Origin of the sequence: Streptomyces sp. NPDC046261 (assembly GCF_040646235.1) — a bacterium.
GTDB lineage: Bacteria > Actinomycetota > Actinomycetes > Streptomycetales > Streptomycetaceae > Streptomyces.
Map to the genome: position 1 here is coordinate 33,910 of NZ_JBEYZU010000021.1, position 20,868 is coordinate 54,777.

Sequence of the window (20,868 nt, forward strand, 5' to 3'; positions counted from 1 at the left end):
GCAAAGGCCGCATGCCCGTCCATCAGCTCTCGGACCTCATACGTTATAGCCGCCATAACTCTCCCTTCTACTCGTCCCTCTACGCGCACCTGCCGCCGGTCGTCGACCGCCTCGCCGACCTCCCGGCCGTGGACCAGGGCGAGTTCTGGAAGGCCAACACCCTTCACGACAACCAGGTGCTGACCGCGCCGCTCGGCGAAGCGGTCGTCTACAAGACCGGCGGCACCACCGGAGCGCCGAAGTTCTCCTGCTACACCCGTGAGGAATGGCGGGAGTTCGTCACCGCCTTCGGCCAGGGCCTCGTCGACGCGGGGCTGCGTCCGGGCCACCGGGTGGCGGACCTGTTCTACGCCGGCGAGCTCTACGCCAGCTTCCTCTTCATCCTCGACTCCCTCGCCCACGCCCCCGTCGACAACGTGCGCCTGCCCATCGGGGGCGCCGCGCCGCTGGAGACGACCGTTCCCACGCTCGAGGACTTCGCCGCCCAGGTGGTCGCGGGCACCCCCACCACCCTGTGCCGGCTCGCCGAGCACCTGGTGGCCACGGGCCGTCAGCTGCCCGCCGTCGAACTGCTCTTCTTCGGCGGCGAAGCGCTCTTCTCCGACCAACGGCGCCTGCTCGCCGCCGCCTTCCCCAACGCCGAACCGCGCTCGCTCGGCTACGCCAGCGTCGACGCCGGACTCCTCGGCGCCCCCGTACCCGGCCCCGACCCGCGGGTGCACCGCGCCTTCACCCCGCACACCGTCGTCGAGATCGTCGACGAGACCACCGGCGAGCCCATCCACGAGGCGGGGCGGCCCGGGCGCGTCCTGGTGACCCAGCTCTACCGCCGTCTGATGCCCGTCATCCGCTACCCCGCGGGCGACCGCGCCGAGTGGACCGACCCCGAAGCCGGGCACTTCCGCATCCTCGGCCGGGCCGAGGAAGGCGTGCGCGTCGGCCCCGTGTCGCTGTACTCCCAGGACGCCCTCGCCGCCGTCGCCGAGGCGGACACCGACGGCCGCGTCATGGGCACCCAGCTCGTCGTACGCCGCTGGGACGGCCGCGACCAGCTCGTCCTGCGCCTGGCCACCGCCCCCGGCGACGACGACCCCGCCGAGCTCGACGTGCTCGCCAAGGCCGTCGTCACCGAGCTGAACGCCGCCCGCCCGCTGTACCCCGACAGCGTCGCCGCCGGATACGTCCACCCCATGACCGTGGAGTGGGCACGCCACAGCGACCTGATCGTCAACTCCCGTTCGGGCAAGCTCATACGCGTCATCGACGAGAGGCCGACCGCATGACCGCCACCCCGGTGGACGAGGGGCGCCGACTGCCGCTCGTCCTGCGCAACCGTGCCTTCGGCACCGTATGGCTCGCCCAGATCCTCACCCAGGCCGCGGTTCGCATGTTCCAGGTCGGCGTGTCCTGGTGGCTGATCGCCTACGCCGTCAGCAGCGGCCGCGGACTGGCCTCCGGGCTGTTCATGGCGGTCAGCACCCTGCCCGCCGTCGTCCTGGCCCCCGTCGTCGCCCGGACCGTCGCCCGCTTCGCCCACCGCTCGGTGCTGCGCGCCGCGGCCGCCGGCGCCGGAACGGCCGCCGCGGCCCTGGCCGTCTGGGCCTACGCGAGCGACCTGCCGCTCGCCGCCGCCTACGCCGCCACCCTGGCCCTCGCCGCGGGCCAGGCGTTCTTCGACCCGTGCCTGACCACCTCGGTGCCCGAACTCGTCGACGACGAGGACATCGAGGCCGCCACCGGCTTCGAGCTGTCCACCCAGTCGCTGGCCAGCCTCGGCGGGGCGCTGCTCGGCGCACTGATCGTCGACGGCGCCGGAGTCGCGGGCCTGGCCGTCGGCTGCGCGGCCGCCTACCTGACGGCCGCGGTGCTCATCACCACCGTCAGGTTCCGGCCCACCGCCGCACCGGACGCCCCGGAGGGTGAGGAGGCGGCGGCAGCCACCGGCGAACAGCGGCGCACGCTGCGCCGCATCCTCGCCGACCTGCCGTACGTCCGGCGCATCCTGCTCTGCTTCACCGCGGCCAACCTCTTCACCACCGCCGTCTTCGTCGTCATCCCCCTCTACACCAAGTCGGTGCTGCGGGACGGCGGCTCCACCGTCGCCCTGCTGGAGGCGTCGCTCGGCGTCGGCACCCTGATCGGCTCCTTCACCGGCGCCCGCGTCCCCGGCCGCCCCACCGCGCTGGGCGCCTGCCTGCTCGGTGCCATGTCCGCCGCGTTCGCCGTCGCCGGCCTCGTCACCGGACGGTTCGTCATCGCGGGCTGCCTGGTCGTCGCCGGCTGGTGCGTCGGCGTCATCGGGGTCCGCTTCGTGGCGCTGTTCCAGCGGCTCGTCCCCACCGCCGACAAGCCCGGCTTCTTCGCCGTCATGCAGGCCGTGCTCGGCGCCACCTTCCCGCTCGCCTCGCTGCTGTTCGGCCTGCTCGGCGACCACCTCTCCGCGCAGACGCTGTGCCTGATCCAGGCCGCCGGCCTGGTGCCCGCCGCCTGCGCGCTGGCGCTGCTGCGCGAGCGTACGTCCCAGGAACCGACCGCCGACGCCGCCGGGACCCGGACGCCGGAACCCGTGAGCGCGGGAGGAGCGAGATGACCACCACGATCGAGGCGGCGGCCCCCGCCGACATCGCCGATCTGCGGCAGCTCTACTACGCCGTCTACGGCCCGCACTACCCCGTCGCGCTCGGCACCGACCCCGCCGAGATGTCCCGCCTCATCGCGGACCCGCACTCCCTCTGGCTCGTCGCCCGCTGCCCGCGCACCGGCAGCCTGGCCGGCTCGGCGGCCATCCGCAGCGAGGCCGGCAGCCGCACCGGCAAGCTCGAGGGCCTCGCCGTCCACCCGGACCACCGGGCGGCCGGCCTGGCCGGGGCGCTGACCGAGGAGCTGTGCGCGCGGATGCTGGACACCGGGCGGCTGGACTCGGTCTACGCGACGGTCCGTACCGTCAGCGTCGGCCCGCAGCGCGTGGTCTCCCGCAACGGTTTCCGGCCGCTGGGCGTCCTGCCCAACGCCGTGGCCCTCAACAGCCGGGAGAGCCTCGCGCTCTACGCGCGTCACTCCGCCGGGGTCCTCGACCGCCGCGTCCCCGTCGCCGAGGTGCCCGCTCCGCTCGCGCCGCTGCTGCGCACCGTCGAGCGGAACCTGGGCATCGACTACGCCGGCACCGCCGTCACCCCGCCCCGGCCCACGCCGGCGAGCACGACCACGGCAAGGCTGGAGATGATCGAGGCCCCCGGCTTCGTACGCCGCCGCTTCCACGACCGCTTCCCCGACGCCGACCGCTGGTTCTACCCGCTGCACACCCCCAACACCCTGCTGGTGGCCGACGACGACCGCTTCGAGGTGTACGCCTACCTCAACCGCACCGGACGCTACTGCGCCCTGGTCGCCGCCCACCCCGGCCCGGCCGAGGCCGCCGACTGCCTGGAGGCGGTCACCCGGACCCTCACCCACGCCGGCGCCGGCTACGTCGAGGCCCTGCTGCCGCTGTCGCAGCACGGCAAGCTCTCCGCCTTCCTCGCCCAGGGCTTCATCCCCAGCGCCCTCTACCCGGCGATGCGCCCGGACGCCGACGGCTTCCACGACTACGTCGTGATGTCCCGCACCGCCGAACAGATCGACTTCCGCGGCGTGGTCGTCGACGAGCCGCTGCAGCCCTACCTGGACGCCTACGTGTCGGCCTGGGCGTCGACCTACCTGCCCACACTCGAGGTTGCCTCATGAATCCGACCAACCCCCACCTCGCTCCCGTCACCGTTCCCGACCCCCGGCTGCTGCCCCGGCTCCAGGAACTGTGCGACCTGAGCGACCCCTACGCCCACGGCCCCGCCGAGGACGAGCTGTTCGCCGCCGCCATGGCCGAGACCAACGCCTGGCACAGCGCACGCTCCCCCTTCTTCCGCAGCCTGCACGAGTCCGCCGACCCGGCCGGGGCGTTCCGCGCCCCCCTGGTCCACGCGAACTTCTTCAAGCGCCACGAAGTGCTCTCCATCCCCCGCGACGACGTCCACCTGCACCTGACCTCCTCCGGCACCACCGGCCAGAAGTCGCAGATGTTCTTCGACGAATGGACCATCCGCTCCGCCCAGCGCATGGTCGCCCGCATCTTCGAGCGCAACGGCTGGATCACCCCCGACCAGCAGGTCAACTACCTGCTCTCCAGCTACCAGCCGGCCCCGGACCTGAAGCTGGGCACCTCCTTCACCGACAACTACCTCTGCGACTTCGCCCCGGCACGCGAGGTCGCCTACGCGCTGCGCCACACCGGAGCCGGCCACGAGTTCGACCCCTTCGGGACCATCGCCGCCCTGCGCCGCTACGCCGAGGACGACGTGCCCGTACGCATCCTGGGCTTCCCCGCCTTCCTCTGGTTCGCCCTGGAGCGGATGCGCGCCATGGGCCTGCCGCCCCTGACCCTCCCCGAGGGCTCCCTGATCCTCTTCGGCGGCGGCTGGAAGGGCCACGCCGACAAGCAGATCGGCAAGGACGAGCTCTACGGCCGCATCACCGAACAACTGGGCGTCCCCTCCGAGCGGATCCGCGACACCTTCGGCTCGGTCGAGCACTGCATCCCCTACATCGAGTGCGACCAGCACCACCTGCACGCCCCCGTCTACTCCCGGGTGTTCATCCGCTCCACCCGCACCCTCGAAGCGCTGCCGTACGGCGAGCCGGGCTACCTGCACCTGGTCTCGCCCTACATCACCTCCGTACCGGCGCAGAGCGTCGTCATGGGCGACCTCGCCACGCTGCACCCCGCCGAGGAGTGCGCCTGCGAACTGAACACCCCCTGGTTCACCCTCCACGGCCGCGCCGGAGTGAGCCGCAACAAGAGCTGCGCGGTGGCCGCCGCCGAACTGATGAAGGGCATGTCGTGAGGACCGAAAACGTGCAGCACCACTACTGGCAGGGCGCGTTCGTCGACGACGAGGAGGCCGGCCGCCGCCTGGCGGGCCTGCCCGCCGCCGTCGAGGCCGCGCTGGCCGAACCCCTGGACACCGAGACCGTCCTGGCCGCCTGCGAACGGCTCGCGACGGCCCTGCGCGACCCCGCGCACCCCACCCGGGCCCGCCTCACCGAGCACCTCCCCGAGGGCGACGACGGCACCGTCCTCACCGAGCTGGCCACCTTCCTCAGCCGGCCCGAACTGACCCGCAAGCTCCGCCGGGAGCTCGGCGGCACCGCCCCGCAGCGGCTCACCCGGCCCGACGCCAAGGAAATCGTCTACGAGGCGTGGGCACCCGTCGGCCTGGTCGCCCACATCGCCCCCGGCAACGCCGCCACCGTCGCACCGCTGAGCCTCGTCGAGGGCCTGCTGGCCGGAAACGTCAACATCCTCAAGACCAGCAGCTCCGACACCCTCCTCGCGCAGGGCCTGCTCGCCGAACTCGCCGCCCTGGACCCCACGGGAGCCATCGCCGAGCGCGTCATCGTGCTGCGCTTCCCCTCCTCCCGGCAGGACTGGCTGAGCCTGATGTGCGCCCCCGCCGACGCCGTCGCGGTGTGGGGCGGTGAGGCGGCCGTCGAGGGTGTCGCGGCCCATGTGCCGCCGGGCTGCCGCCTGGTGGAGTGGGGCCACAAGATCTCCTTCGCCTACCTGACCCAGGACGCCTGGCAGGACGAGGCCGCCCTGAGCGCCCTGGCCGCCGACGTCTGCCTGCACGAACAGCAGGCGTGCTCCAGCCCCCAGGTCGTCTACCTCGACACCGAGGACCACGCGGAGGTGTTCGCCTTCGCGGAGCGCTTCGCGGCCGTCCTCGGCGCCATGCCCGCCGCGCACGAGGACGCGCTGAGCCCCGCCGAGGAGGCCGAGCTCACCACCACCGAACTCATCGCCCGCCTCGAGGAGCACCTGGGCCTGACCCGCGTCATCGCCGCCCCCGACGGCTCCTGGCGCGTCATGGCCGACACCCGGCCGGCCCTGACCGCCTCCCCGCTGCACCGCAGCGTGTGGGTCAAGCCCCTGCCCCGCAAGAACCTCATCGCCACCCTGCGCCCCATGCGCCGCTACTTGCAGACCGCCGGCATCGCCGGCAGCCGCACCGACATCGCCGAGCTCTCCCGTCTCGCCCTGGCCGCCGGCGCCACCCGCGTCACGCCCCTGGGCAGCATGCTCGGCGGCTACTCCGGCGAGCCGCACGACGGCGTCTACGCCCTGCAGCGCTACAGCCGCCGCGTGGCCGTCCAGACCGACGAGCGCTTCGCCACCACCGCCTGCCTCGACGACCTGACCCGCCCGGCCGCCTTCCCGCCCGCCACCGGACCGCTGCTCGACAAGGCCGCCGTCCAGGAGCTCAACGACAGCGTCGACCGGCGCGACGCCGAGTTGTACTTCCGCAGCGGCGGCAGCACCGGCAAGCCCGCCCTGTCCTTGTTCAGCTACGACGACTACGACACCCAGATGCGCGCCGCCGCCCGCGGCCTGCTCGCCGCCGGCTACGACCCAGCGCGCGACCGCACCGCCAACCTCTTCTTCTGCGGCGGCATGTACGGCGGCTTCATCAGCTTCTTCTCCATCCTGGAGCGGCTGGGCGGCACCCAGATGCCGATGGCGGCCGGCCCCGACCACCGGGTCACCGCCGAGATGCTGGTCACCCACAAGGTGGACACCCTCTTCGGCATGCCCTCCTACTTGTGGCAGCTCCTGCACGACCAGGCGGACCTGCTGCGCTCGTACGGCGGCATCCGCAAGATCTTCTACGGCGGGGAGCACTTCACCGACGAGCAGCGCCGCGTCCTGACCGAGGACTTCGGCATCGAGACCGTCCGCTCCATCACCTACGGCAGCACCGACCTCGGCCCGCTCGGCTACCAGTGCACCGAGTCCACCGGCGGCGTCCACCACCTGCACGCCGACCTGCACACCATGGAGATCCTGCACACCGACGCCGACCGGCCGGTGGCCCCCGGCGAGATCGGCCGCCTGGTGTTCTCCACCCACGCCCGGCGCGGCCAGAACCTGGGCCGGTACGTCATCGGCGACCTCGGCCGCGCCCTGCCCGGCCCCTGCCCCTGCGGCAACAAGGCGCCGCGCTTCGAACTGCTCGGCCGGGGCGGCGACGTGATGCGCGTGGCGTCGTACTTCCTCAACTACCGCCGCTTCGTGGCCATCGCCGAGCAGGACCGCGGCTACAGCGGCGAGCTCCAGGTGATGCTCGACCGCACCGACCTCCGCGAACGGCTCACCGTCCGCGTCGAGCGCACGGACACCGCCGGACCGGCCGAGCTGCGCGCCGCGTTCCTGGCGGGCTACGAGGAGCTGCGGTCGGCCGTCGACGACCGGCTCCTCGACCTCGAGGTGGAGGTCGTGGACGGCGCCGCGTTCGACCGCACGGCCGCCAGCGGCAAGCTGCGGGCGGTCGTCGACACCCGCCACGGCTGAGGCCATTGACGCAGGTGGGGCGGCCTGTCCGCCTCATCTGCGGCTCCCGAGTCAGGAACGCGTCAACGTCGGGCCCCGCCCGGCGGCCATCCACCCGCCCCGCGGTGACGATGGGTCATGGAACCCACGCCGCCGGGCGGCGTGCCGCCGCCCCTGACCTAAGGAACACCCATGGCCCAGGCCAGCGCTCCGCCTGACCCGCCGGGCGCGCGTCCCGGCAGACTGAAGGTCTACCTCGGCGCGGCCCCCGGAGTCGGCAAGACCTACCGCATGCTGGACGAAGGATGGCGGCGCGCCCTGCGCGGCACCGACGTCGTCGTGGCCCTCGCCGAATGCCACCACCGCCCGCACACCGAGGAGATGCTCGACGGCCTGGAGATCATCCCCCGCGCGCGGCACGCCTACGGCGAGGGCACCGAACTCGACCTCGACGCCGTACGGCGGCGCCACCCCCAAGTGGCCCTCATCGACGAGCTGGCCCACACCAACGCCCCCGGCGCCGCCCACCCCAAGCGCTGGCAGGACGTCGAGGAACTCCTCGCCGCCGGCATCGACGTCATCACCACCGTCAACATCCAGCACCTGGAATCCCTCAACGACGTCGTCGAGAAGATCACCGGCGTGCCGCAGCGCGAGACCGTACCCGACGAGGTCGTCCGCCGCGCCCACCAGATCGAACTCGTCGACATGGCCCCCGAGGCGCTGCGCCGCCGCATGGCCCACGGCAATATCTACCCGCCCGAGAAGATCGACGCGGCGCTCTCGCACTACTTCCGCCCCGGCAACCTCACCGCCCTGCGCGAACTCGCCCTGCTGTGGATGGCCGGACACGTCGACGAGCGACTGCAGCGCTACCGCGCCGAGCACGGCATAGGCGGCGTCTGGGAGACCCGCGAACGCGTCGTCGTCGCCCTGACCGGCGGCCCCGAGGGCGAGACGCTCATCCGCCGCGCCGCCCGCATCGCCGCCCGCTCCGCCGGCGGCGACCTGCTCGCCGTGCACGTCGCCCGCAGCGACGGGCTCGCCGGGGCCTCGCCCGCCGCGCTCGCCGCGCAGCGCCGGCTGGTGGAGAGCATGGGCGGCAGTTACCACACCGTCGTCGGCGAGCACGTGCCCGCCGCGCTCCTGGCGTTCGCCCGCGCCGAGAACGCCACCCAGCTCGTCGTCGGCGTCAGCCGCCGCGGCCGGCTCCGGCGCGTGACGAGCGCGCGCGGCGTGGGCGAGACCGTCGTCGAGCTCTCCGGCGACATCGACGTCCACATGGTCACCCACGAGCGGGCCGGCCGCGGCCGCGCCCGGCCCGCACCGGGCAGCGGGCTGTCGCCGGCCCGGCGGCTCGGCGGGCCCGTGGCCGGCTTCCTGCTGCCCGTGCTGCTCACCCTGCTGCTGCGCCGGCGCCCGGTCGCCGACGCCCTCAGCCTCAACCTGACCAGTGAGGCGCTGCTCTTCCTCGCGGCCGTCGTCGGCGTGGCCTGCATCGGCGGTGTGGCCTCCGCGCTGCTGGCCTCCGTCACCGCCTCGCTCCTGCTCAACTACTACTTCATCCCACCCGCGGGCCGCTTCACCATCGCCGAGGCCAACAACGTCCTCGCGCTCATGGTCTTCGCCCTCGTCGCCGTCACCGTCGCGGCCGTCGTCGACCGTTCGCTGCGGCTGAGCCGCAGCGCCGCGCACGCCACCGCCGAGGCCGAGACCCTGTCCTCGCTCGCCGGCGGCATCCTCCGCGGCGAACAGGCGGTCCCGGTGCTGCTGGAGCGCACCCGCCAGACCTTCGGCATGGACTCCGCCGAACTGCGCCCCCGCGAGCGCGAGCCCCTCCGGGTGCCGGGCGCGGCCGAGGCCGCGCGGGAGCCGGCCGTCACCCGGGTGCCCATCGGCGAGCGGGACGAGCTGGTGCTGCGCGGCCGCGCCCTGCCCGCCACCGAACACCGCGTCCTGACCGCCTTCGCCGCCCACCTGACGGCCGCCGTGGAGCGCGCCCGCCTCGCCGAGGCCGCCGCCGAGATCGAACCCGTCCGCGCCGCCGACCGCATGCGCACCGCGCTGCTCGCCGCCGTCAGCCACGACCTGCGCACCCCGCTCGCCGGCGGCTGGGCCGCCATCAGCTCGCTGCGCAGCCGGGACGTGGACTTCTCGGCGGAGGACCGGGAGGAGCTCCTGGCCACCGCCGAGGAGTCGATGGCCAAGCTCAGCCGCCTGGTCGACAACCTCCTCGACATGAGCCGCATCCAGGCGGGCGCCCTGACCCTGCACCTGCAGCCCACCGCGCTCGCCGAGGTGCTGCCCCAGGCCCTGGACAGCCTGCCGGACACCCCGGCCGCGGGCGTCCGCGTCCAGGACGTGGAGGACGTACCGTGCGTGCTGGCCGACCCGCCCCTGCTGGAGCGCGTCGTCGCCAACCTGGTGGCCAACGCCACCCGCCACTCACCGCCCGGCCACCCCGTCACCGTCGCCGCCAGCACGCTGGCCGCACGGGTCGAGCTGCGGGTCGTCGACCGGGGGCCCGGCATACGCCCCGCCGACCGCGAGCGCGCCTTCGCGCCGTTCCAGCGGCTCGGCGACACCGACAACACCACCGGCCTGGGTCTGGGCCTGGCCCTGTCCCGGGGCCTGACCGAGGCCATGGGCGGCACCCTCGTCCCCGAGGAGACCCCCGGCGGCGGCCTGACGATGGTCGTCTCCCTGCCCGCCGCCCCGCCCCCGGACGGGCGGGCCTGAGCGGGCCGTTCCCCGCCGCTCAGCGGGGAACGGCCGACGCCCCCGGCTGTGTGCGCGAGGCGTACATCCGGGCGTAGGTCCCGCCGGCGCCGATCAGCTCGTCGTGCGTGCCGCGTTCGACGATCTGGCCGGCCTCCATCACCACGATGACGTCGGCGTCGCGGATGGTGGAGAGCCGGTGGGCGATGACGAAGCTGGTGCGGCCCGCGCGCAGGGAGGTGAGCGCGCGCTGGATGAGAACCTCGGTACGGGTGTCGACGGAGCTCGTCGCCTCGTCCAGCACCAGGATCGCCGGCCCCGCCAGGAACGCCCTGGCGATCGTGATCAGCTGCTTCTCGCCGGCGCTCACGCCGGAGGACTCCTCGTCCAGGACCGTGTCGTAGCCCTCGGGCAGGGTCCGTACGAACCGGTCGACGCAGGTGGCGCGGGCCGCGGCCACGATCTCCTCCCGGGTCGCGTGCGGGGACCCGTAGGCGATGTTCTCGGCGATCGTGCCGCCGAACAGCCAGCTGTCCTGGAGCACGAGCCCGATGTGCCCGCGCAGCTCGTCGCGCCGCATGCGGGTGATGTCCGTGCCGTCCAGCAGCACGCGGCCCTCGCCGGGTTCGTAGAACCGCATGAGGAGATTGCCCAGGGTGGTCTTGCCCGCCCCGGTCGGCCCGACGATCGCCACCGTCCGCCCCGGTTCGACCGTGAGCGACAGGTCCTCGATCAGCGGTGTGCCGGGGGAGTAGCGGAACCCCACGCCCTCGAACTCCACCCGGCCCTCGACGCGCGCGGGCCGCTCCGGGCGGTCGGGGTCCGGATGCTGCTCGTCCGCGTCGAGCAGCGCGAACACCCGGTCCGCGGAGGCGATCGCCGACTGCAGCTGGCCGGCGACGGTGCCCGCCTCGACGATCGGCTGGTTGAACTGGCGGGCGTACATGACGAAGGCCTGCACGTCGCCGATCGACAGCTGGCCACTCACGACGCGCAGCGCGCCGATGACGGACACCAGGATGTAGCCGAGATTGCCGATGAACATCATCGACGGTTCGATCGTGCCGGAGGCGAACTGCGCCTTCGCGCCCGCCCGGTAGACCGCCTCGTTGCGCTCGTCGAAGGCGGCCTCCGCCAGCTCGCGCCGGCCGAAGCCCTTGACGAGGGTGTGCCCGCTGTACATCTCCTCGACGTGCGCGCTGAGCGTGCCGGTGGCGGCCCACTGCTCGGCGTACCGCGGCTGGGCGCGCTTGGCTATCACGGACACCAGCACCACCGACACCGGAACGCTCGCCAGCATCACCAGCGCCAGCAGTGGCGAGATCACGAACATCATGGCCAGCAGGGCCAGGAAGGAGAACACGGACGTGATCAGCTGGGAGAGGGCCTGCTGAAGGGTCTGCTGGAGATTGTCGACGTCGTTGGTGACCCGACTCAGCAGCTCGCCCGGGGGGTGGCGGTCGAAGTGGCTCAGCGGCAGCCGCGCGAGCTTCTCCGTGACCTTCTCGCGCAGGTCGAAGACGACCCTGTTGATGACGAGGGTCGCCAGCCGCCCCTGCAGGAGGGTGAACAGGGACGCCGCGAGGTACAGGGCGAGCAGGATCAGCAGGACGCGTTCCAGGGCGGGGAAGTCGATGCCGTGACCGGGGTGCAGGTCTACCGTGCCGAAGACCCTGGCGAGGGAGCCGTGACCGTCCGCGCGCAGTCGCTCGATCGCCTCCTGGGGGGACGTGCCGGCGGGCAGTCGCCTGCCGACGACGCCCGCGAAGACCAGGTCCGTGGCCTTGCCCAGGAGCACCGGCCCGAAGGCGGCGAGGGTCACACCGGCGATGCCCAGGGCCAGCAGCACGGCGACCAGCGCCCGGTGGGGCCGCAGGAGCCCCAGCAGCCGGGGGACGGTGCCGCGGGGCTTCGGTTGCGCGGACGTCATGCCGCGGCCTCCTCTTCGGTGAGCTGCGAGAGCGCGATCTCCCGGTAGGTGAGGCTGTCGCGCATGAGTTCCGCGTGGGTCCCGGCGGCGACGACGCGGCCCGCGTCGAGCACCACGATCCGGTCGGCGTGCCGGACCGTGCTGATCCGCTGGGCGACCACGACGACCGTCGCCCCCGCGACCTTTGGCGCGAGGGCGGCCCGCAGCGCGGCGTCCGTGGTGTAGTCGAGCGCCGAGAAGCAGTCGTCGAAGAGGTAGACGGCCGGTCTGCGCAGCAGCGTGCGCGCGATGGCCAGACGCTGGCGCTGACCGCCCGAGAGGTTCGTGCCGCCCTGGGCGACGGCGGCGCCCAGGCCCTGCGGCATCCGCTCGACGAACTCCCGGGCCTGGGCGGTCTCCAGGACCTGCCACAGCTCCTCGTCGGTGGCGTCCGGGTCGCCGAAGCGCAGATTGCTCGCGACGGTGCCGGAGAACAACTGGGGCTTCTGCGGTACGAAGCCCACCGCGCGGGAGAGCGCGCCGGGGTCGTAGGAGCGGACGTCGACGCCGTCGACGAGCACCGTGCCGCGCGTGGGATCGAACTGCCGCAGCACCAGGTTCAGCAGCGTCGTCTTGCCGCTGCCGGTGCTGCCCAGGATGGCGACGGTCTCGCCCGGCCGGGCCGTCAGGTCGACGTCGCACAGGACGGGTTCCTCCGCGCCGGGGTAGCGGAACTCCACGGCCCGCAGGTCCAGATGCCCGGCCGCACCCGGGACCGGGGCGGCGACGGGCTCCGGCGGCGGCACGACGGACGGCGCGGTGAGAAGCACCTCCTGAATGCGCTGCGCCGAGGCCTTCGCACGCGGCGCGGCCACGAACACCAGCGTCAGCAGGACGACCGACATCACGATCAGGCCCAGATAGCCGAGGAACGCGGTCAGCGCGCCCAGCCGCATGCCGCCGTCGTCGACGCGGTGCGCGCCGAACCAGAGGAGGAAGACGACGAACGCGTTCATCACCAGCGTCATCACCGGGAACAGCACGGCCATGAGGCGGGCCACCCGCAGCGACAGGGCCGACAGCTCGGCGTTGGTCCGGGAGAACCGCTCGCGCTCGTGCGCCTCCCGCACGAAGGCACGCACCACCCGCACCCCGGTGATCTGCTCGCGCAGCAGCTGGTTGACGCGGTCCACCCGCGACTGCATCCGGTCGTACCAGGGGCCCATCCGGCTCAGCGCGACCCCGAAGACGGCCGAGATCACCACGACGAGAGCCACCAGCAGCAGCGACAGCGGCACGTCCTGGGACAGCGCCAGCACCACGCTGCCCACGCACAGCACCGGCGCCGCCACCGCGACGCCGAACGCCTGCAGCACCAGCGTCTGCACCTGCTGCACGTCGTTGACGGTCCGGGTGATCAGCGACGGGGTGCCGAACCGGCCCAGCTCGCGGGCCGAGAAGTCCAGGACCCGGCGGAAGACCGCGGACCGCAGGTCCCGCCCCAGGCCCATCGCCGTACGGGAGGCCAGCAGCGCCGCGCCGATCGCGGCGGCCACCTGCGCGAGCGCCACGGCGAGCATGACGGCGCCGACGCCGCGGACGTAGCCGGCGTCGGCCTTGAGCACGCCGTTGTCGACGACCGCCGCGCCGAGCGTCGGCAGCACCAAAGCTCCCAGGATCTGCACCAGTTGCAGCGCGAGGAGGAGAGCGACGGCGCGGCCGTAGGGCCGTAGACGGGCACGCAGCAGTCTGATCAGCACAGGGACGAGTCCAGCGCACAACCGGCAAGAGAATCCCTAGTGTTCCGGCGCCCTCGCACCGGAACCCCACCAGGCCCGACCGGAAGAACCGCAAATTCCCTAGTCTATCAGGATTTTGTTGACATCGTTCCGAGGCGACTGCGAGCGTGCGTTCGCAATATCGGCCGGACAGCGGAGGGCGGTCGGTCCGTGGTAGAGGAAGGGAAGGCGATGGGATGTCCAAGCGCGCACTGATCACTGGTATCACCGGACAGGACGGTTCTTATCTCGCTGAACACCTGTTGTCGCAGGGGTACCAGGTCTGGGGCCTGATCAGGGGGCAGGCGAATCCGAGGAAATCGCGCGTCAGCCGCCTCGTCTCCGACCTGTCCTTCGTCGACGGCGACCTCATGGACCAGGCGAGCCTCGTGTCCGCCGTGGACACGGTACAGCCCGACGAGGTCTACAACCTCGGGGCCATCTCGTTCGTGCCCATGTCCTGGCAGCAGTCCGAACTGGTCACCGAGGTCAACGGCATGGGCGTCCTGCGGATGCTCGAGGCCATCCGCATGGTGAGCGGGCTCAACGGCTCCCGGCACCCGGGCACCGCCGGCCAGATCCGCTTCTACCAGGCGTCCTCCTCCGAGATGTTCGGCAAGGCCGCCGAGACCCCGCAGAGCGAGACCACCCTGTTCCACCCGCGCAGCCCCTACGGCGTGGCGAAGACCTACGGGCACTACATCACCCGCAACTACCGTGAGTCCTTCGGCATGTACGCGGTGTCCGGCATGCTCTTCAACCACGAGTCCCCCCGGCGCGGCGCCGAGTTCGTGACCCGCAAGATCTCACTGGCCGCCGCCCGCATCAAGCTCGGCTACCAGAAGCGGCTCGACCTCGGGAACCTCGACGCCGTACGCGACTGGGGCTTCGCCGGCGACTACGTCCGCGCCATGCACCTCATGCTCCAGCAGGACGAGCCGACCGACTACGTGGTGGGCACCGGCCAGATGCACTCCGTGCGCGACGCGGTCCGCTACGCCTTCGAGTGCGTGGACCTGGACTGGACGGACTACGTGGTCATCGACCCGGCCCTCGTCAGACCCGCCGAGGTGGAGGTCCTGTGCGCCGACACCCGCCGGGTACGGACCGAACTCGGCTGGGAACCCACCGTCGACTTCCCGCAACTCATGCGGATGATGGTCGAGTCCGACCTGGAGCAGGCGTCACGCGAGCACCAGTACGGTGACCTGCTGCTGGCCGCCAGCTGGTAGGCGGCACCTCGACACCACCGAAAGCCGTACCAGTGGCCCGGCCGGGGATTTCCCGGCCGGGCCACTGGCGCGTTCCGGCCCCTGCCGACTGGTCCGAACCCGACCGAACCGAAGTACCGAAACAAGGGGACCGGTCAACCGAACCATCCGGAAGAGCAAACCGCAGGTTTAGCCGCGTCCGGTCAGGATGTCGTTGACTCGACTCCGCGGAACTATCTACTGTTCCGATCAGTTGGTCAGAAACCGGGCCATTCGGTTCGAGGCCCGGAAATCGCAATTCTTGACGCATTACTAGCGCGCGGTTCCGAACGTTTAGCGGGATCCGAAAGGTTGGCAGTCTCGTGGCCACTTCCGTACTTGCAGATGAGCAGGCCGTTGTCCGTCCGCAGTTCGAGCAGCCCGGCATGTGTATGGCATATCTGGACCCTGCTCTGACGATCCGGCAGGCGAACCATGAGTTCTTCCGGCAGTTCGGAGCCACCTCCGAGGACGTCTGCGGACGCAGGTTCCAGGAGCTGGTGCACCCCAGCGTCCAGCAGCCGCTGCTGCGCCAGTTCTCCGGCCTCGTCGAGGGCCGGCGCCAGCGGTTCGCCACGCACGTGGTCGCCCTGCGACAGGAGGAGTCCCGCGAGGACTCCGCGTTCTCCAGCACGTTGACGGCCGTCTCGGTGCGCGGCGGCACCCCCGGCGACGCCGCGATCCTGGTCATGATGCCGCCGACCCAGGCGTCCGCGGAGGAGGCGGGCGTGGTCACCAACCGCAAGAAGATCCTCACCGAGATCGACGCCCGCATCCTCGAGGGCATAGCCGCCGGCATCTCCACCATCCCCCTCGCCTCACGCCTTTACCTCAGCCGGCAGGGCGTCGAATACCACGTCACCGGCCTGCTCCGGAAACTGAAAGTCCCCAATCGCGCCGCCCTCGTCTCCCGGGCCTACTCCATGGGTGTACTCAAGGTCGGCATGTGGCCGCCGAAGGTCGTCGAAGAATTCATCAAGTAGTCGCCGTCCGCGCCGGAGTCCAGGGAAACACCTAGACTTTATGTGCCGCCCCCACCGGTTCGTTCGGAATTCAGTAACCCACGGGTAAGCGGAATCTCCGGCCGGGAAAAGTCATGGCCCCGCGGGCGCAGGGAGTGGCGGCCGTGCGGCGCGCCCTGCCCGGCGCCCGTCCGCCGCCCGGCGGAAGATCCCGCGCGGTACGCCGGTTCGGAAGGAACTCTTCCGGGAACCCGCCCGCTGTACACGGTGAATGCAGCGAAGCCCGTGCCCTCAGCGGCACCCGGCGATGGGGGGAACCCATGCGCGTAACCCGTACCACGTGGCGTTCCGGGGCGGCGCTCGCCCTGCTGGCCTTGGTGACCGTGCCGGCCGTCGCCCTCGCGGCGGTCTCCGGCCCTTCCTCCCCGTCCGGGGGACAGGGCGCGGCCGGGCCTCCGGCGCACGAGGGCAGCCCGTCCTCGGTGACGGACCGCGTGGCCGCCTTCTACGGCGCGTACGTCGACGCCCGCAGCGGTACGCCCGACACGATCCTGGCCGACGCCCTGCGCTCGCACTTCCTCACCAAGGAGTTCCGCGACCGCCTGGCCGCCTGGGAGCGCGAGAACGAGGCCGACGGGGCCTTCCGGGCCCAGAACGCCCCGCGTGCCTGGCGCGTCACCTACGACAACAGCGGTGCCGGGCACACCTGGACGCGGGTGAGGCTCACGTGGGGTGACGAGAAGAAGCCCACGTACACCTATCTGAGCGTCCAGTCGGACACGAGTTCCCAGCTCATCTCCGACATCAAGGAGGCCCAGGCCCCCGCCGGCGGCTGAGGCGACCGGACAGGGGCCCGGGGCCGGTCAGTCCTTCTCCGCGTAGCGGTGGCGGGCCCACATCGGCAGGCCGAACCAGCACAGCACCAGCCAGGTGACGAGCCCGCCCACCACCCACGGCACCGCCGTGTTGTGCATCGCGATGCGCAGGATGAGCGTGAGGGCCGAGGCGACGGTCGCCAGGAGCAGCACGACTCCCAGCAGCGTCATGCGTGACGCCCAGGCGACCGTCTGCGGCTTCAGCCGGTGCCCGGTGACGAGCCGGTGGAAGGAGACGGGACCCACGAGGGCACCGGTGGTGGCGGCGCCCAGAAGCACGGTGACCACATAGATCGCCTTGTCCGTCGGCCCCAGCAGGTGGAACTGCGGCGTGAACACGACGGTCAGCAGGAAACCGAAGAGGATCTGGACGCCGGTCTGGGCGACCCGCACCTCCTGCAGCAGCTCGTTCCAGCGCCGGTCGGCCCGCTCCTCGGGCGATTCGTCGCGGCCTTCGCGCCGTGCCTCGCTGGATGCCATACCGTCCCGTCCTTCGCGTCTCCCCGGTTCGGACGCGCCGACCGGGCTCCGAGGCTAACCGGGCAGGGGCGAACGGCGGACGAAGGACATGCCGCAGGGGCTGCCCAGCCGGGCGCTCTCACCCGTCACGTACGCCGCGTTGTGGCGGTGCCAGTACAGGGAGTCGATCCACAGCGGCTCCTGGCGCTCCCAGTACGGCTTCATCCACACCCCGGCCAGCGGGTCGCGCTGCCGGTCGTAGCTCCAGCGCCGCACGTCCGACTCGTACAGGTCGGTGTACCAGTCCCGCTTCCGGTCGAGGTCGCTCAGCCGGAACGTCATCCGGCGCTCGCTGCCCGCGTAGGAGGAGTCGATCTCCAGCCGGGCGCGGCGTCCGTCGAGGCTGCCGAGGTAGTGGCCCCGCCCCACGGGAAGCCCGCACCAGTCGTCGAAGCCCCTGAACGGCCGGTTGTCCACGCGGGGAGGCGCCACGGTGGAGCGGTGGAACACCATCGGGTGCCGGTGCCCGGCCGGGCCGGCGGTACCGGACAGGATGTCGGTGTCCCAGGTGTGGATCAGCAGGGTGGGCCAGGACAGGAGGGCGGGGCCGCCCAGCGTGATGGTGCTGACGGACCGGCTGTCCGGGGGGATGTTCCGGCGGCTGCCGGTGTACGTCTCGTCCCGGTCCAGGTCGGTGAAGGTGAAGTAGAGGGTGCGGAGCATGGCGGGCGGCTCCTGGATCACGGCGATCCTCAGCCGGGCCCGGCGCCCGTCATAGACCCCTTCCCAGGTGCCGTGAAAGTCACGGACGTCGTGAAAGACACCCCCCGCCGCGGCGCGCGCCGCGGCGGCCGCGGGCACCGTGCCGCCCAGGGCGATCCCCCCGGCGGCGAGGGCGGTGCCCAGGGCGGACTTCAGGGCGGTACGGCGGGACATCGAGCGGTGCTTCATCGAACCTCCCGGCTCTCCCGGCTCTCCCGGCACGTTCTGCGCTCGCGGCACTTGTGTGCGGCGGGGCATGTCTCATCATGTGGGGGAGACGGCGGGCGGCACAGTGCCCGATTGAGCCGCGGTGAGCGCGCCGGTCAGTGGCCCGTGTCGTAGCCCTGGCGCAGGAGGCCGTGGGCGCGCAGCCCGGCACCGTAGCGGCGCAGGAGCAGCACGGCGGTGGTGGCGAGGCCGGTGAGCAGGCCCAGCCAGATGCCGAGGGTGTCGAGGCCCGCGCCGTAGCCCAGGAGCCCGGCGGCGGGCAGTCCGACGGCCCAGTAGCCGACGAGGGTGATGCGGAAGCCGCTCCTGGTGTCGTCGAGGCCGCGCAGGAGGCCGACGCCGATGTTCTGGGCGCAGTCGAAGAACTGGAGCACGGCGACGACCAGCAGCAGCCGGGTCGCGATGTCCACGGCGGTGGCGTCACCGGTGGTGCCGGCGTCGAAGAACGGGCGCAGCACCAGGCCGGGCAGGGTGACGTACACCGCGGCGACGGTGGTCATGACGGCGGCGGCGCAGGCCAGGGCCGTGTTCTTGATGCGCCGGGCGGCGCCGACGCGGCCGAGGGCGAGCTCGCGGCTGACGTTGATGGACGCCGCGTGGGAGAGCCCGACGGCGACCTGGAAGACGATGTAGACGAGTTGATTGACGGCGGTGTGGGCGGCCAGGGCCGCGCTGCCGAAGGAGCCGGCCATCAGGGCCGTGACGGAGAAGAATCCGGCTTCCGAACCGTAGGTGGCGGCGATGGGGACGCCCAGGCGCAGCAGCTCGCGCATCGTGTCGCGGTCGGCCTTGAGGACGTCGAGGCCGATCAGCGGGGCGAGGACCGGGTCCTTCTTCGCCGAGGCGTACAGCGCGAGGAAGGAAAGCAGGTAGACCGTCGACGTGGCCACGCCGATGCCGGGCAGGCCCAGCTCGGGCAGCCCCCAGGTGCCATGGATCAGGAGCCAGTCGAGGCCGGCGTTGACCGCGACGGAGGCGAGGGTGATCCGCAGCAGGGCCTGGGGGCGGCGCATCCCCACGGTGAACTGACGGACCGCCTGGAACCACAGGCACGGCAGCAGGCCGGGGGCCAGCGCCAGCAGCATGGTCTGCGCGCGGCCGGCGACGGCCGCCTCCTGGCCGAGCCGGGTGAGGCTCTGGCCGATGAGGAGCATGAGGAGGGCCCCGGCCAGGCCGGCGAGCGTGGCCACCGCCATGCTCGCGCGGACGATCCGGCGGACCTCCTCGTCGGCCTCCGCCGCGGCGTCGTCCGCGAGCTCGGCCCGGGCGGCGGCCGCCGCGATCCGGTTGCCCACGGAGGTGATGAGGCCGACGCCCATGGTGCGGAGCTGGTTGAAGATGACGATGGCCAGGCCGCCCGCCGCCAGTTCCCGGGTGCCCAGCAGGCCCATCATCACCGTGTCGGTGGTGGTCAGGGCCACCTGGGCGAGCTGGGTGAGGACGAGGGGGACGGCGAGGACGGCCAGCGCGCGGCTGTCGCGCAGGAGGGTGGTCGGCTGCAGGGAGGGCATCAGATCGTGCGGAGCTTGGAGAGGGTCTCGTCGACCTCGCGCTCCACGACGGGGTCGAGCAAGTTCCGGGCGGTCATCCAGTCGTCGTCGAAGACGGTGTCCAGGTACTTCTCGCCGCCGTCGTTGATGAGCGCGACCATAGTGGTGGCAGGCGGCAGCGACGGCAAGCGGGTCAGCGCCTCGTACACCACGCCGCCCGCGGAGCCGCCGATGAGCAGGCCCGTGCGGGCGACGGCGCGGGCGGTGGCGAACGCCTCGACGTCGCCGACCTTCACGCCCTCGTCGATCAGGTCGAAGTCGACCAGCGCGCCGATCGTGGCGCCTTCGGGGGTGCCGGTGCCGGACTGGTAGTAGGCGTGGGCCGGACCGCCGAAGGCGATCGACCCCTTGGGCTCCACGCCGATGGTCCGCACACCGGGCAGGAGCCTGCGCAGCTCCCGTGCGGTGCCGCACAGGCCACCGCCGGTGCCGACGGCGGCGATGAGGATGTCGAGGCGTCCGTCGAGGGCCTGGTGGAGTTCATGGGCGACCGGGTGGTAGCCGACACCGTTGCTGGGGTTGTTGTGCTGCTCGGTGAAGAAGGTGTTGTCCTGGCGGCGGGCCATGGCCTCGGCGAGTTCCTCGCGGGCGGCGGTGGCGAGCTCCCCGGTGCCGTCGGCGGGGACGTGGACGAGTTCGGTGCCCATCGCCTTCATGACGCGCAGCTTGTCGGCGCAGGCGTGGTGGTCGACGACGGCGGTGAAGGCGTAGCCGCGCTCGGCGGCGATGACGGCCAGGCCGAGGCCGGTGTTTCCGGAGGTGGACTCGATGATGCGGCCGCCGGGGCGCAGCGCGCCGCGGGCCTCGGCGTCGACGACCATCTGGCGCGCCATGCGGATCTTGGCGCTGCCGGTGGGGTTGTACATCTCCAGTTTCAGGAGCAGGCGGCTGCCGTTGCCGGTGCGGCACAGCTCGAACAGCGGGGTGCGGCCGATGAGGTCGGAGATGCGGGAGACCACGGCGGGGCGCGTCAGTGCCTCGTTCATGGGAGGAGCTCCTGTGACAGGCGGGACAGCG

Annotated in this window: 15 protein-coding genes; 9 read left to right on the forward strand and 6 right to left on the reverse strand. The window is 72.2% G+C overall.

Features of this window, described 5'->3' with window-relative positions:
* Positions 1–11 precede the first annotated feature (11 nt).
* From ABZ956_RS26460 to ABZ956_RS26485, 6 genes are all read left to right on the forward strand, one after another.
* The gene (locus ABZ956_RS26460; protein WP_361898553.1) at positions 12–1,283 is read left to right on the forward strand and encodes an AMP-binding protein; all 1,272 of its coding nucleotides are present in this window, start codon (positions 12–14) and stop codon (positions 1,281–1,283) included.
* On the forward strand, positions 1,280–2,590 hold the full coding sequence (locus tag ABZ956_RS26465; protein ID WP_361898556.1) for an MFS transporter: 1,311 nt from the start codon (positions 1,280–1,282) through the stop codon (positions 2,588–2,590). The genes ABZ956_RS26460 and ABZ956_RS26465 overlap by 4 nt, the downstream gene beginning before the upstream one ends.
* Positions 2,587–3,723, forward strand: coding sequence for a GNAT family N-acetyltransferase (locus tag ABZ956_RS26470; RefSeq protein WP_361898559.1), 1,137 nt, complete (start codon positions 2,587–2,589; stop codon positions 3,721–3,723). Before ABZ956_RS26465 ends, ABZ956_RS26470 begins: the two co-directional genes overlap by 4 nt.
* Positions 3,720–4,877, forward strand: coding sequence for an acyl-protein synthase (locus tag ABZ956_RS26475; protein ID WP_361898562.1), 1,158 nt, complete (start codon positions 3,720–3,722; stop codon positions 4,875–4,877). Before ABZ956_RS26470 ends, ABZ956_RS26475 begins: the two co-directional genes overlap by 4 nt.
* Positions 4,874–7,381 carry an acyl-CoA reductase gene (locus tag ABZ956_RS26480; RefSeq protein WP_361898565.1) on the forward strand — a complete coding sequence of 836 codons (2,508 nt, stop codon included), beginning with the start codon at positions 4,874–4,876 and terminating at the stop codon, positions 7,379–7,381. Before ABZ956_RS26475 ends, ABZ956_RS26480 begins: the two co-directional genes overlap by 4 nt.
* 171 nt (positions 7,382–7,552) lie before the next feature.
* Entirely contained in the window at positions 7,553–10,099 is a 2,547-nt protein-coding gene (locus ABZ956_RS26485) for an ATP-binding protein (protein ID WP_361898568.1), read from the forward strand.
* Between the two features lie 19 nt (positions 10,100–10,118).
* Here ABZ956_RS26485 and ABZ956_RS26490 read toward each other — a convergent pair whose 3' ends face one another.
* Together ABZ956_RS26490 and ABZ956_RS26495 are read right to left on the reverse strand one after the other, a co-directional pair.
* Positions 10,119–12,008 (reverse strand): ABC transporter ATP-binding protein, encoded by a 1,890-nt coding sequence (locus ABZ956_RS26490; RefSeq protein WP_361898571.1) that lies wholly within the window; start codon positions 12,006–12,008, stop codon positions 10,119–10,121.
* Positions 12,005–13,747, reverse strand: coding sequence for an ABC transporter ATP-binding protein (locus ABZ956_RS26495; protein WP_361898574.1), 1,743 nt, complete (start codon positions 13,745–13,747; stop codon positions 12,005–12,007). The genes ABZ956_RS26490 and ABZ956_RS26495 overlap by 4 nt, the downstream gene beginning before the upstream one ends.
* Before the next feature lie 215 nt (positions 13,748–13,962).
* Here ABZ956_RS26495 and ABZ956_RS26500 point away from each other — a divergent pair, with 215 nt between their 5' ends.
* The 3 genes from ABZ956_RS26500 to ABZ956_RS26510 all read left to right on the forward strand — a co-directional run bounded on the left by ABZ956_RS26500 (position 13,963) and on the right by ABZ956_RS26510 (position 16,813).
* The gene (locus tag ABZ956_RS26500) at positions 13,963–14,997 is read left to right on the forward strand and encodes a GDP-mannose 4,6-dehydratase (protein ID WP_361898577.1); all 1,035 of its coding nucleotides are present in this window, start codon (positions 13,963–13,965) and stop codon (positions 14,995–14,997) included.
* Positions 14,998–15,338: 341 nt separating this feature from the next.
* Positions 15,339–15,998 carry a PAS domain-containing protein gene (locus ABZ956_RS26505; RefSeq protein ID WP_361898580.1) on the forward strand — a complete coding sequence of 220 codons (660 nt, stop codon included), beginning with the start codon at positions 15,339–15,341 and terminating at the stop codon, positions 15,996–15,998.
* A gap of 299 nt (positions 15,999–16,297) precedes the next feature.
* A complete protein-coding gene (locus ABZ956_RS26510) occupies positions 16,298–16,813 on the forward strand; it encodes a hypothetical protein (RefSeq protein WP_361898583.1) in 516 nt (171 codons plus the stop codon).
* 27 nt (positions 16,814–16,840) lie between these two features.
* Here the strand turns inward: ABZ956_RS26510 and ABZ956_RS26515 are convergent, their stop codons facing one another.
* From ABZ956_RS26515 to ABZ956_RS26530, 4 genes are all read right to left on the reverse strand, one after another.
* Positions 16,841–17,332: a DUF6328 family protein gene (locus tag ABZ956_RS26515; protein WP_361898584.1), complete on the reverse strand. Its 492-nt coding sequence runs from the start codon at positions 17,330–17,332 to the stop codon at positions 16,841–16,843.
* A gap of 54 nt (positions 17,333–17,386) precedes the next feature.
* Complete coding sequence (locus ABZ956_RS26520; protein ID WP_361898587.1) at positions 17,387–18,262, reverse strand: hypothetical protein; 876 nt, start codon at positions 18,260–18,262, stop codon at positions 17,387–17,389.
* A gap of 134 nt (positions 18,263–18,396) precedes the next feature.
* Positions 18,397–19,812 (reverse strand): MATE family efflux transporter, encoded by a 1,416-nt coding sequence (locus tag ABZ956_RS26525; RefSeq protein ID WP_361898590.1) that lies wholly within the window; start codon positions 19,810–19,812, stop codon positions 18,397–18,399.
* Positions 19,812–20,837 carry a cysteine synthase family protein gene (locus tag ABZ956_RS26530; RefSeq protein WP_361898593.1) on the reverse strand — a complete coding sequence of 342 codons (1,026 nt, stop codon included), beginning with the start codon at positions 20,835–20,837 and terminating at the stop codon, positions 19,812–19,814. Before ABZ956_RS26530 ends, ABZ956_RS26525 begins: the two co-directional genes overlap by 1 nt.
* Positions 20,838–20,868: the final 31 nt, after the last annotated feature.

Excerpts from the sequence above, each read along its gene's own strand:
- ABZ956_RS26475 (WP_361898562.1), top strand. The coding sequence starts at position 3,720 with ATGAATCCGACCAACCCCCACCTCGCTCCCGTCACCGTTCCCGACCCC.
- ABZ956_RS26460 (WP_361898553.1), top strand. The coding sequence starts at position 12 with ATGCCCGTCCATCAGCTCTCGGACCTCATACGTTATAGCCGCCATAAC.
- ABZ956_RS26490 (WP_361898571.1), bottom strand. The coding sequence starts at position 12,008 with ATGACGTCCGCGCAACCGAAGCCCCGCGGCACCGTCCCCCGGCTGCTG.
- ABZ956_RS26520 (WP_361898587.1), bottom strand. The coding sequence starts at position 18,262 with ATGAAGCACCGCTCGATGTCCCGCCGTACCGCCCTGAAGTCCGCCCTG.
- ABZ956_RS26485 (WP_361898568.1), top strand. The coding sequence starts at position 7,553 with ATGGCCCAGGCCAGCGCTCCGCCTGACCCGCCGGGCGCGCGTCCCGGC.
- ABZ956_RS26515 (WP_361898584.1), bottom strand. The coding sequence starts at position 17,332 with ATGGCATCCAGCGAGGCACGGCGCGAAGGCCGCGACGAATCGCCCGAG.
- ABZ956_RS26525 (WP_361898590.1), bottom strand. The coding sequence starts at position 19,812 with ATGCCCTCCCTGCAGCCGACCACCCTCCTGCGCGACAGCCGCGCGCTG.
- ABZ956_RS26465 (WP_361898556.1), top strand. The coding sequence starts at position 1,280 with ATGACCGCCACCCCGGTGGACGAGGGGCGCCGACTGCCGCTCGTCCTG.
- ABZ956_RS26510 (WP_361898583.1), top strand. The coding sequence starts at position 16,298 with ATGCGCGTAACCCGTACCACGTGGCGTTCCGGGGCGGCGCTCGCCCTG.
- ABZ956_RS26530 (WP_361898593.1), bottom strand. The coding sequence starts at position 20,837 with ATGAACGAGGCACTGACGCGCCCCGCCGTGGTCTCCCGCATCTCCGAC.
- ABZ956_RS26500 (WP_361898577.1), top strand. The coding sequence starts at position 13,963 with ATGTCCAAGCGCGCACTGATCACTGGTATCACCGGACAGGACGGTTCT.
- ABZ956_RS26470 (WP_361898559.1), top strand. The coding sequence starts at position 2,587 with ATGACCACCACGATCGAGGCGGCGGCCCCCGCCGACATCGCCGATCTG.